At 74.6% G+C, this 11519-nt stretch carries 8 protein-coding genes; 5 read left to right on the forward strand and 3 right to left on the reverse strand.

Going from position 1 to position 11519, the window contains the following annotated elements:
* Window positions 1-67 precede the first annotated feature (67 nt).
* Window positions 68-2143: a phosphocholine-specific phospholipase C gene (locus ABZ885_RS03795; protein WP_360183008.1), complete on the forward strand. Its 2076-nt coding sequence runs from the start codon at window positions 68-70 to the stop codon at window positions 2141-2143.
* A 23-nt stretch (window positions 2144-2166) separates the two neighbouring features.
* Here the strand turns inward: ABZ885_RS03795 and ABZ885_RS03800 are convergent, their stop codons facing one another.
* Window positions 2167-2976 carry a phosphoribosyl-dephospho-CoA transferase MdcG domain-containing protein gene (locus ABZ885_RS03800; protein WP_360183010.1) on the reverse strand — a complete coding sequence of 270 codons (810 nt, stop codon included), beginning with the start codon at window positions 2974-2976 and terminating at the stop codon, window positions 2167-2169.
* A 206-nt stretch (window positions 2977-3182) separates the two neighbouring features.
* Here ABZ885_RS03800 and ABZ885_RS03805 point away from each other — a divergent pair, with 206 nt between their 5' ends.
* Entirely contained in the window at window positions 3183-3449 is a 267-nt protein-coding gene (locus tag ABZ885_RS03805; protein ID WP_360183011.1) for a hypothetical protein, read from the forward strand.
* 102 nt (window positions 3450-3551) lie between these two features.
* On the opposite strand, the gene ABZ885_RS03810 is transcribed toward ABZ885_RS03805, so the two are convergent.
* The gene (locus ABZ885_RS03810) at window positions 3552-6773 is read right to left on the reverse strand and encodes a S41 family peptidase (RefSeq protein ID WP_360183012.1); all 3222 of its coding nucleotides are present in this window, start codon (window positions 6771-6773) and stop codon (window positions 3552-3554) included.
* A 211-nt stretch (window positions 6774-6984) separates the two neighbouring features.
* Here ABZ885_RS03810 and ABZ885_RS03815 point away from each other — a divergent pair, with 211 nt between their 5' ends.
* Window positions 6985-8682 carry a glycosyl hydrolase family 18 protein gene (locus ABZ885_RS03815; RefSeq protein WP_360183014.1) on the forward strand — a complete coding sequence of 566 codons (1698 nt, stop codon included), beginning with the start codon at window positions 6985-6987 and terminating at the stop codon, window positions 8680-8682.
* A 61-nt stretch (window positions 8683-8743) separates the two neighbouring features.
* On the opposite strand, the gene ABZ885_RS03820 is transcribed toward ABZ885_RS03815, so the two are convergent.
* Window positions 8744-9106 carry a MerR family transcriptional regulator gene (locus tag ABZ885_RS03820; protein WP_360183016.1) on the reverse strand — a complete coding sequence of 121 codons (363 nt, stop codon included), beginning with the start codon at window positions 9104-9106 and terminating at the stop codon, window positions 8744-8746.
* 63 nt (window positions 9107-9169) lie between these two features.
* Between ABZ885_RS03820 and ABZ885_RS03825 the strand changes: the two genes are divergently transcribed.
* Window positions 9170-10360: an MFS transporter gene (locus ABZ885_RS03825; RefSeq protein WP_360183018.1), complete on the forward strand. Its 1191-nt coding sequence runs from the start codon at window positions 9170-9172 to the stop codon at window positions 10358-10360.
* A 42-nt stretch (window positions 10361-10402) separates the two neighbouring features.
* Window positions 10403-11338: a hydroxymethylbilane synthase gene (gene hemC / locus ABZ885_RS03830; RefSeq protein WP_360183020.1), complete on the forward strand. Its 936-nt coding sequence runs from the start codon at window positions 10403-10405 to the stop codon at window positions 11336-11338.
* Window positions 11339-11519 lie beyond the last annotated feature (181 nt).

Below are 11519 nucleotides of genomic sequence, written 5' to 3' on the forward strand. Positions count from 1 at the left end.
ATGCTGCGCGATCGATGGGCCCCAACTTGTGTGCACAACATCGCCAGTGAAGGGACGGGCTGGGCTGATGGCCGAGCTGAGTCGTAGGAAGTTCGTCGCGCTGTCCGGAGCCGCCGCAGCCGGCTTCGCCGTGGCCGGTACCACCGGTGCGGGGGCGGCGCCCGGTGCGCCCGCCGCCGCGCCCTCGGCGGCGCTGTCGCAGACCGGCACCATCGCGGACGCGCGCCACATCGTGATCCTGATGCAGGAGAACCGCAGCTTCGACCACTACTTCGGCATGCTGCGCGGCGTGCGCGGCTTCGCCGACCGCAGCGCGATCCAGATCGCCGGCGGCTACAGCGTCTTCAACCAGCCGAACGGCCTGTTCGGCCGGCAGTACCCGTGGCAGTTCAGCGCCACCAAGCCGGCCGGCGGCGCGGACCCGGAGCGGCTCGCGCAGTGCAACGGCGACCTCGCCCACGGCTGGTCCGACCAGCACCGGGCGTGGAACGGCGGCAAGCTGGACTCCTGGGTCGCCGCCAAGGGCAACGTCCGCACGCTCGGCTACCTCACCCGCGAGGACATCCCGTTCCACTACGCGCTCGCCGAGAACTGGACCGTCTGCGACGCCTACTTCTGCTCCGTCATCAGCGCCACCGGCCCCAACCGCACCTACCACTGGTCCGGCCAGATCGACCCGGCCGGCGCCGCGGGCGGCCCGGCGTACGACGGCGGCGACGAGAAGGGCCTGCGCTGGCAGACCTACGCCGAGGCGCTCGAGAACGCCGGCGTGAGCTGGAAGGTCTACCAGAACGCGGCCGACAACTACGGCGACAACGCCCTGGCCTACTTCACGCAGTTCGCCGACGCGCCGGCCGGCAGCCCGCTCGCCGTCAAGGGCATGGGCTCCGTCCCCCGGGTGACCGGGCGGACGCCGGACGACATCGTCGCCGCGATCAAGGGCGACGTGCTGAACGGCACCCTCCCGCAGGTCTCCTGGATCGTCCCCAACCAGGAGGTCTCCGAGCACCCGTACGCCACCCCGGCGGACGGCGCGCACTTCGTCCACAACGTGATCGACGCACTCGCCGCCGACCCGGACGTCTTCAACTCCACCGTCCTCTTCCTCAACTACGACGAGAACGACGGCTTCTTCGACCACGTCCCGCCGCCCGCCGCCCCGGCCGGCACCCCGGGCGAGTTCTACGGCGGCACCAACATCGGCCTCGGCTTCCGCGTCCCGATGATCGCCGTCTCCCCGTGGACCCGCGGCGGCTGGGTCGACTCCGAGGTCTTCGACCACACCTCGGTGCTGCGCTTCCTGGAGAAGTGGACGGCGGCCATCGGCAAGCCGGCCACCTGCCCGAACATCACCGACTGGCGCCGGCGCGTCTGCGGCGACCTGACCGGCATGTTCGACTTCGCCAACCCGGTGTACGGCCTCCCGGCGCTGCCCGACACCTCGCAGACCATCGGCCTGTCCGCCTGCGGCCCGCTGCCCAACCCGGCCCCGGTGAACAACCAGCTGCCCGTCCAGGAGGCCGGCACCCGCCCGGCCCGCGCGCTGCCCTACCAGCCGAACGCCAACCTGGACCACCTGGAGTTCGGCTCCGGCGGCGTGATGAAGGTCTGGCTGAAGATGGCCAACGAGGGCGCGGCCGCCACGAAGTCGGCGCACTTCGCGGCCTACGCCAACGCCTACCGCAGCGGCGGCCCCTGGCAGTACACCGTCGACCCGGGCGGCAGCCAGAGCGACTTCTTCAACTGCGGCACCGGCTTCGGCGGCGGCCCGTACGACCTGTCCGTGGTCGGCCCCAACCGCTTCCTGCGCCGCTTCAAGGGCGACGCCACCAAGGCGGGCAGGAACGCCGCCGTCACCGCCTCCTACGCCGTCGAGCCGGGCACCGGGAAGCCGGCGGTCTACTTCACGCTCGCCAACACCGGCAGCACGCCGCTGACCTTCACCATCGCCTCGACCAACTACCGGACCGACGGCCCCTGGACGTACCAGGTGCCGGCCGGCGGCAGCGTGACCGACTACTTCAACGCCGTCGCCTACACCAACGGCTGGTACGACTTCACCGTCACGGTGGACGCCGACGCCACCTGGTCGCAGCGGTTCACCGGACACCTGGAGACCGGCGCGCCCAGCATCAGCGGCTGACCCGCGGCGCAGCCGCACGGACGCTACCGGCCCCGGGGGAACCACGGATCGCGGACCTCCCGGGGCCCTTCCGGCGTCAGCAGGGTGAGCAGCACCGTCCCGGCCGCGTACTCGGCGAGCAGCACCGCGCCGTACCGGGTCTCCAGCTCCGCCTGCACCGGCACGGGCAGCCGGCTCAGCGCCCGCCGCAGCATCAGCGCGTCCCGCCGGCTGACCGGCTGCGGGGCGCGCAGCACCAGCCGCAGCGGGCTGAGCGGCCCGGTCACCGGCACGCCCGTGCCCAGCTCGTAGCCGACCGCGCCGATCGGCCCCCAGGCCAGCCGGTGCTCGGTGACCAGCCGCCCGGCCTCGGACAGCGCGGCCAGCGCCGGGACGGCCGCCACCCGCCCGGGCGGTAGCAGTGCCTCCCGCCCGGCCAGCTGCTCGGGCCGCAGCGTCCGGGCCACCGCCGCCCGCGGTGCCAGCGCGTCCAGGTGCTGACCGCGCTCGGGGCCGCGCACGATCACCGGCAGCCAGGTCTCCGGGGCGGCGGAGACGTCCCGGGTGCAGCGCACCGGATGCGGGGTGTCGGCCGGCCCGCCGGCCACCGCGGGCGCCCGGCCGACCGTGACCCACGGGTGGGCCCGCAGCACCCGCCGCGCCCAGTCCGGCAGCCCGCCGCCGCCGAGCGGCCGCAGCGAGCTGGGGCACTGCATCAGCAGCAGGTCGTGCGGTCCGGCCAACCGCCCGTCCAGGGCGGCGAGCGGGCCGACCAGGCGGCGCGGCCCGCCGTGGTGCTCGTCGGCGGCGGGGCGGGGGACCGGGGCGGGACGGTAGGCCGGGGTGACGGTCACGGCAGGACTCCAGGGGGAAGGTACAGAACGGGACCGGCGGACGCCTCCACCCTCCGCCCGCCGCCCGCTACGGCCCTTCGGGTGCCACCACCCGGGACCAAGGACCCGGCCGTCACGACGGCCGCGCGGCCCGGGCGTGCGGATGCGCCCGCCGGGTACCGGTGTGAGAGTGGGGGACAGCCCGGAATGCGTCCGGAGGAGGAGTCATGGGCATCTTCGACAGGTTCCGCCACAAGGGGCACGATGCCGGCGAGGAGGCCAGGTCCTCCCTCGGCGGGAGCCACGAACAGAACACCACCGCGATGACCGATGCCGCCCAGCGTGCCGCCCTCGCGCACGACGAGGCCGCCGACGCGTTCGGCCCCGAGATCGAGAAGGCCCGCGAGGTGCACGAGGCCACGAGCCTCACCGAGCGGGAGGCCGAGGAGCGGGCCCGGGAGGACATGACGGCCGAGGGCGACCCCTGGGACTGAGCGCCGGGACCGCCGCCGCGGGGGCGTGCCCGCCACGGGCGCGCCCCCGCGGTGTGTCCCGGCGCTGTGTGCGGTGTGTCCGGGCAGGGTGTGTCCGGGCGGTCACCCCCGCGGCGGCAGCGGCGGCCGCCGCAGGTCCGGGCGCGGCGTGTCGTCCGGCGGCGGGACGGCGGCCGGCGCGTCCTCCAGCAGCTCCAGCGCCAGCCGGACCGCCGTGACCAGCTCGGTGTGCCGCCCCCGGGCCCAGTCCTGCGGGGTGCGCAGCACGTGGACGTCCGGCTCCACGCCGTGGTTCTCCACCGACCAGCCGAGCCCGCCGGTGAACCAGGAGGCGTTCTTCGGCACCGAGATCTGCGTCCCGTCGCCGAGGGTGTGCCGCCCGGTCATGCCGACCACCCCGCCCCAGGTCCGGTTGCCCACCACCGGGCCGAGCCCGAGCAGTTTGATCGCGGTGATGATGACGTCGCCGTCCGAGCTGGTCGCTTCGTCGGCGAGCGCGACCACCGGCCCGCGCGGGGCGTCCCGGGGCCAGCGCACCGGCAGCCGCCCGCGGCTGAAGTCCCAGGCCAGCACCGGCCGGGTGAGCTTCTCCAGGACGAGTTCCGAGACGTTCCCGCCGGCGTTGCCGCGGACGTCCAGCACCAGTGCGGGCTTGTCCAGCTCGCGGCGGACGTCCCGGTTGAACTGGGCCCAGCCGGAGCCGCCGAGGTCCGGGATGTGCAGGTAGCCGCACCGGCCGTCGCTGAACTCCCGGACCAGGTGGCGGCGTTTGGCCACCCAGTCCTGGTAGCGGATGGGCCGTTCGTCGGTCAGCGGGGTCACCGCGATCCGGCGGACCGGGCCGTCGGACCCGCTGCGCAGGGTGAGTTCGACGGTGGTGCCGCCGGTGCCGGCCAGCAGCGGGCCCGGGCCGCGGACCGGGTCCAGCGGGCGCCCCGCCACCGCCAGCAGCTCGTCGCCGTCGTGCACGCGGTGGGTGGCGAGCGGGGCGCGGGCGCGGGGGTCGGAGGACTCGCCGGGCAGGACCCGGTCGACCAGCCAGCGTCCGTCGGGGTCGCGGTGGGCGTTGGCGCCGAGCAGCCCGAGCGGCTGCTGCGCGAGCGAGGGCCCCTCGCCGCGGCGGGACGGGGTGACGTACGCGTGCGAGGTGCCCAGTTCCCCGAGGAGTTCGCGCAGCAGGTCGGCGAAGTCGTCCGGGCCGGCGACGCGGTCCAGCAGCGGCCGGTACTGGGCGACCAGCGCGGGCCAGTCCAGCCCGGACATCCCCGGGTCCCAGAACTGGTCCCGGACGATCCGGGCCGCCTCGGCGTACGCCTGGCGCCACTCGTCGGCCGGGCGCACGGTGTGGGTGATCCGCCGCAGGTCCACGCTCGTCCCGGCGGAGGGGGAGGTGACGGGGACGATCCGCAGGGTGCCGGCCGAGTAGACCGCGACCGAGCCGCCGTCGCCGGACACGGCGTAGCCGTCCAGCCGGTCGGCCAGCGTGGAGCGGGAGCCCCGGGCCAGGTCGAAGTACTCCAGTGAGGGGCGGCCGGAGGTGTCGTCGGGGTTGGTGAACGTCTGCCCGAGGGTGCCGGAGATCGGCCAGCGCAACCAGACCAGCCCGCCGCGGACGGCGTCGGTGGCCGAGTACTTGGAGGCGATCACCGGGAACTGGACCAGCCGCTCGGCGATGCCCTCCGGGTCGACGTGCACGGTGCCGTCGCCACCGCCGTCGCCGCGCGGGGCGCCGCCGTCCTCGGCCGGCGCGGCGAAGGGGGACGGGGTGCCGGCGGCGAGCGGGACGAGGTAGGGGCGGCAGCCGAGCGGGAAGGAGAGGTCGCCGGTGTGCACGTCGTGGACCGGGTCGAAGCCGCGCCAGGAGAGGAAGGCCAGGTAGCGGCCGTCCCGGGTGAAGACCGGCTGCTCGTCCTCGAACCGGCCGTCGGTGACCTCGGTGATCGGCGCGGGCGCGTCGGTGCGGGTCAGCCGGATGCGGCGCAGCGAGCGCCCGGCCACCGGCTGGGACCAGGCGATCCAGCGCGAGTCGGGGGAGAAGCGGGCGCCGGAGACCGGGCCGTAGCCGGAGGCGGCCAGTTCCCGGACGGCCCCGTCGGCGGTGGCGACCAGCAGCAGCCGCCCGTCCGAGGAGGCCGCGGCCAGGTGGGCGCCGTCGGGGGTGGCGGTGAGCTCCAGGACGCGGCCGAGCCGGCCGGCGGCGAGTAGCCGGTGGCCGTGCTGGGCGGGGGCCTGTTCGTGGCCGGGCAGCGGGACGACCTCCACCGCGTCCTCGCCCTCGGCGTCGGTGATCCAGCCGGCCTCGCCGGTGTGGCCGAGCACCACCGGGAGCCGGGTGCGCACGCCCGGGGTGTCGGCGAGCGCCCGGGCGGGGCCGTCCCGGTAGGTCAGCCAGTACTGGCTGCCGCGCACGGTGATCATCCCGGCGCGGCCGGTCTGGTCGCAGGCGAGGTCCTTGACGTGCGACGCGGCGCCCACCTGGTAGGGCCGCCGGCCGGCCCGGGCGCCGCCGAGCGGGACGTGCAGCCGGTGCGGGTGGGGGGCGTCCAGGCTCTCCAGCAGCCAGAGGTCGCCCGCGTGCTGGTAGACGATCCGGGTGCCGTCGGTGGCGGCCTCGCGGGCGTAGTAGGAGGCGTGGTCGGTGTGCCGGCGCAGGCCGGTGCCGTCGGGGCGGCAGGAGTAGAGGTTGCCGACGCCCTCGTGGTCGGAGAGGAAGGCGACCCGGTCGCCCTCGGCACAGCCGACCGGCATCGGGGAGGCGAAGTGCCCCCGGTGGCCGTCCAGGATCCGTTCGCCGTCCACCCAGAGCCGCCCGGTGGCGCCGCCCCGGTAGCGCTTCCAGGCGGCGGGTTCGTGCGGAGCGGAGCCGGTGAGCAGCACGGTGTGCACCCGGTCCATCTGGGCGTCGCCGACCGGCCCCCAGGGCATCCGGCGCCCGGGCGCGCCGTCCGGCGGCAGGGCGTGCGCCCAGGTGTAGTGGCCGAAGGGCTCGTGGAACGAGGTGACGGCGAGCAGTTCGCCGTCCGGCAGCCAGCCGGGCAGCCGGGTGTCCTGGCTGCCCCAGTAGGTGAGCCGGACGGCCTCCCCGCCGTCCACGGGTGCGGTCCAGACCTCGGGGGTCAGGCTCTGCCAGCCGGTCCAGCCGAGGGTGCGGCCGTCGGGGGAGAGCCGGGGGTGGCTGACCCGGGTGCGGTCGCAGCTGACCCGCCAGGCGCGGCCCACGGTGCCGTCCGGGTCGAGCGGCGCGACCCAGACGTCGTCCTCGGCGGTGAACGTCAGCAGGCCCCCGCGCAGGTGGGGGTAGCGGAGGTAGCCGGGTGCCGTCACCTCTCCATGGTTCGACGGGGTGTCACGCCCGGCAACCGGACGCCGCCCCGGGTGGTCCGGTACCGGTCCGGACCATTGACACCGCACCGGCGGATCCACTTCAGTGGTCTAGTCCAACCAGGGTGCGCGGTCGGGCCGACCCCCACTGGCACGACCTTCGCCGTGCCCTCGGACGTCCCCCACGATCCGCGCCCCCGCAGGAGTCCCCCGCATGCGCAGAACACCCGTGCCCGCACCCGTCCCGTCCGTCGGCGCCCCGCCCGTCCGCCGCCGCCCGCGCACGCTGCTCGCCGCCGGCACCGCCTCGGCCGTCGCCGCCGCCACCGCGGCAGGCCTGACCCTGGGGCTGGCACCCGCCGCCTCGGCCGGTGAGTTCCTGGCCAACGGCGGTTTCGAGAGCGGCGCGCTGAACCCCTGGAGCTGCAGCGGCGGCACCGGCAGCGTCGTCAGCGGCCAGTCCCACGGCGGCGGTTACGCCCTCGCCGGGGCCGCCTCGGCCGGCGACACCGCCCAGTGCAGCCAGACCGTCACGGTCGCCCCCAACACCACGTACAGCCTCAGCGCCTGGGTGAAGGGCTCGTACGTCTACCTCGGCGTGAGCGGTGGCACCAGCACCTGGACGCCCGGCACCGGCGGCGGGTACCAGAAGCTCGCCCTGAGCTTCACCACCGGCGCCACCCAGACCAGCGCCACCGTGTACACCCACGGCTGGTACGGGCAGGGCACCTACTACGCGGACGACCTCTCGCTGGACGGCCCGGGCGCACCCTCGCCGACCCCGACACCCACCGTGTCGCCCACCGCCACCCCGACGGCCACCCCGACCGGCACGCCCACGCCCACCCCGACCGGCACGCCCACCGGCACCGCGAGCCCGACCGCGCCGCCCGCCGGCGGCCACTCCCTGGTCGGCTACCTGCACGCCGGCTTCGCCAACGGCGCCGGCTACACCCGGATGGCCGACGTCCCGGACTCCTGGGACTTCATCGACCTCTCCTTCGGCGAGCCGACCTCCGTCACCTCCGGCGACATCCGGTTCAACCGCTGCCCGGCCACCGAGTGCCCGGCCGTCGAGTCCGACGCCGACTTCAAGGCCGCCATCGCCGCCAAGCGGGCCAAGGGCAAGAAGGTGCTGATCTCGATCGGCGGCCAGAACGGCCAGGTCCAGCTCACCACCACGGCCGCCCGCGACGCCTTCGTGAGCTCGGTCTCGGCGATCATCGACAAGTGGGGCCTGGACGGCCTCGACATCGACTTCGAGGGCCACTCGCTGTCCCTGCAGACCGGCGACACCGACTTCAAGAACCCCACCAGCCCGGTCGTGGTCAACCTGATCTCGGCACTGAAGACGCTGAAGGCCAGGTACGGCCCGGGCTTCGTGCTGACCATGGCGCCGGAGACCTTCTTCGTCCAGCTCGGCTACCAGTACTACGGCTCCGGCCCGTGGGGCGGCCAGGACCCGCGCGCCGGCGCCTACCTGCCGGTCATCCACGCCCTGCGCGACGACCTCACCCTGCTGCACGTCCAGGACTACAACTCCGGCTCCATCATGGGCCTGGACAACCAGTACCACTCGATGGGCGGCGCCGACTTCCACGTCGCGATGACCGACATGCTGCTCAAGGGCTTCCCGGTCGCCGGCAACACCGCCAACGTCTTCCCGCCGCTGCCGGCCGGCAAGGTCGCCATCGGCATGCCGGCCACCACCAACGCGGGCAACGGCTACGTCGCCCCCGCCGAGGTGAACAAGGCCCTCGACTGTCTCACCAGGCTCACCAACTGCGGCACGTACGTCCCGAAGGCCGGCGCCCAGCCGGACCTGCGCGGCCTGATGACCTGGTCCGTCAACTGGGACCAGTACGGCGGCCGGGAGTTCTCGAAGAACTTCGACGGCTACTTCCGCCGCTGACCCGCCCCGGCGGGCGCCGGACAGTCCCTCCCCACCGTCCGGCGCCCGCCGGCGCCCCGCCTCAGGGCCCGGTCCGGACCGCCTCCAGGTACTCGGCGATGGCGTCCCGGTTGCGGGTCAGGAACTCGATGCGCCGGGTCATGCCGGTGAGCTCGCCCTCCAGGGTGGCGATCATCTCCGGGGTGGCGTCCGGGAAGTGGATGACCCTGGGCTTGTTCAGGCAGGGCAGGATCTGCTTGATGATCCTGGTCGGCAGCCCGGAGTCGAGCAGGCCCCTGATCTGCAGCACCCGGTCGACGGAGGACTCGTCGTAGAAGCGGTAGCCGTTGGCGCAGCGCCCGGCGATGATGAGCCCCTGCTCCTCGTAGTAGCGCAGCAGCCTGCGGGACGCGCCGGTCCGCTCCGACAGCTCTCCGATGCGCATCCGAATCCACCTCGTGACCGGGATTGACCTTCACATCAGTGTGAGGGTTCGAGCATAGCGGTCATGTCGACCATCGAACGTCCAACAGCCGTGGAACCGCGGACACTTCCCCTGCCGGCCCTGCTGGCGCTGGCCACCGCCGTTTTCGTCACCGCACTCACCGAGACCCTGCCGGCCGGCGTCCTGCCCGCGATGGGCGCCGACCTGGGCGTCAGCGAGTCCGCGATGGGCCAGTCGGTCACCATCTACGCGATCGGGACGGCGGCCACCGCCATCCCGCTGACCTCGGCCACCGCCGGATGGCGGCGCAAGCGGCTGCTGGTCACCGCGATGGCCGGGTTCGCCCTCGCCAACACCGTCACCGCGCTCTCCGGCCAGTACGCGCTGACCATGGCGGCCCGGTTCGTCGCCGGGGTCGCGGCCGGGCTGGCCTGGGCGCTGCTGGCCGGGTTCGCGCGGCGGCTGGCGCCCGAGCACCTCCAGGGCAAGGCGATCGCGATCGTGATGACGGGCATCCCGGTGGCCCTCTCGCTGGGCGTGCCCGCCGGGACCTTCCTGGGGCGGGTGCTCGGCTGGTGGGTGGTCTTCCTGCTGATGACGGCCCTCGCAGTGATCGTCGTCGGCTGGATCGCCGCCACCGTCGCCGACGCGCCCGGGCAGCGGGCGGCGGGCCGCACGCCGGTGCTGCGGGCGCTCTCCGTCCCCGGGGTGGTGCCGGTCCTCTTCGTCACCCTGGTCCTCGTACTGGCGCACACCGTCCTGTACGCGTACGTCGCGCCGTTCCTGGACGGGCTCGGCATGGGCGCCTCGACCGACGTCGTCCTGCTGGTCTTCGGCGCCGCCTCCCTGCTCAGCATCTGGATCACCGGCGTCCGGATCCACCGGCGGCTGCGCGCGCTGACCGTGGCCTCCGTCCTGCTCATCGCCCTGGCCGCCACGGCGCTGGCCGTCCTGGCGGGGAGCCCGGCCGCGGTCTACGCCGCCGTGGCCCTCTGGGGGCTCGGCTGGGGCGGCGCCCCGACCCTGCTGCAGACCGCCGCCGGCCGGGCGGGCGGCGACCAGGCCGACGCCGTCCAGGCGATGCTGGTCACGCTCTGGAACGCCGCGATGGCCGCCGGCGGCGTGGTCGGCGGGATCCTGCTGGACCGCTACGGAGCGGGCTCCTTCCCCTGGACCGTCCTCGCCCTGCTGGCGCCCGTCCTCGCCGTGGTCATCGCCGCCCGCACCCACGGGTTCCCGGCCCGCCGCGGGTGAGCTGCGGCAACCGGCGCAGATGTGACGGCCTATCATCGGCACATGCCCACCGCTGAGTTGATCCGCATCGTGTCCCGCTCCTCGCCGATGGCGCTCGCCCAGGTCGAGCGCGTCCGGGCCGAACTCGCCGCCCTGCACCCGCAGCTGCGCACCGAGGTCGTCCCCGTGACCACCTCCGGGGACCGCTGGATGGGTGACCTCGCGCGGCTCGGCGGCAAGGGCGCCTTCACCAAGGAGGTGGACGCGGCCCTGCTGGCCGGCGAGGCGGACCTCGCCGTGCACTGCCTGAAGGACGTCCCGGCCGACCGCCCGCTGCCGGCCGGCACCGTCTTCGCCGCCTACCTGCGCCGCGACGACATCCGCGACGCCCTGGTCCACCCCGGCGGGCTCACCCTGGACGAGCTGCCGGCCGGCACGCGGATCGGCACCTCCTCGGTCCGCCGCCGGGCCCAGCTCGCCGCCTCCCACCCGCACCTGGAGTGCGTGCCGATGCGCGGCAACGCCAACAGCCGCCTCGCCAAGCTGGCCGGCGGTGAGGCCGACGCCCTGCTGCTCGCGGTGTCCGGGCTGGAGCGGATCGGCGAGCAGGCGCGGATCAGCGAGGTCCTGTCGCTGGAGTCGATGTGCCCGCCGATCGGGGCCGGCATCCTCGCCCTGCAGTGCCGCGAGGACGACACCGCCACCATCGAGGCGGTCACCGGCCTCGGCGACCACCCGACCTGGCGCGAGGCGGGTGCCGAGCGGATGTTCCTGCACGTCCTCCAGGGTCACTGCAACTCGCCGATCGCCGGCTACGCCAAGGCCGAGCCGGACGGCCGCCTCTCGCTGCGCGGCCGGGTCTTCTCCCCGGACGGCAAGCAGGTGCTGGACGCCCACGAGTGGGCCGGTTCGCTCAGCCCGGAGGACCTGGGCACCGCGACCGCCCTCGCCCTCAAGCGACAGGGCGCCTCCGAGCTGATCGCCGCCATCCCGCACTGAGCGGGTCGCGGCGGGGGCCGGCGTGGTTCCGGGGTGCACCGGGTCTTTCCGGGTGCACCCCGGGGCGCCGTGGCACGGCAGCGCGACGGTTGCCGGAAACGCCGGAAGGCCCTTCGCTCTCGCGAAGGGCCTTCCGGCTGTCTGTGCGCCGCCAGGGACTCGAACCCCGGACCCGCTGATT

This window comes from Kitasatospora sp. NPDC047058 (assembly GCF_040643935.1).
GTDB lineage: Bacteria > Actinomycetota > Actinomycetes > Streptomycetales > Streptomycetaceae > Kitasatospora.

Bases quoted from the DNA above. Each gene is read 5' to 3' on its own strand.
- ABZ885_RS03795 (WP_360183008.1), top strand. From the start codon at position 68: ATGGCCGAGCTGAGTCGTAGGAAGTTCGTCGCGCTGTCCGGAGCCGCC.
- ABZ885_RS03805 (WP_360183011.1), top strand. From the start codon at position 3,183: ATGGGCATCTTCGACAGGTTCCGCCACAAGGGGCACGATGCCGGCGAG.
- ABZ885_RS03815 (WP_360183014.1), top strand. From the start codon at position 6,985: ATGCGCAGAACACCCGTGCCCGCACCCGTCCCGTCCGTCGGCGCCCCG.
- ABZ885_RS03820 (WP_360183016.1), bottom strand. From the start codon at position 9,106: ATGCGCATCGGAGAGCTGTCGGAGCGGACCGGCGCGTCCCGCAGGCTG.
- ABZ885_RS03825 (WP_360183018.1), top strand. From the start codon at position 9,170: ATGTCGACCATCGAACGTCCAACAGCCGTGGAACCGCGGACACTTCCC.
- hemC (WP_360183020.1), top strand. From the start codon at position 10,403: ATGCCCACCGCTGAGTTGATCCGCATCGTGTCCCGCTCCTCGCCGATG.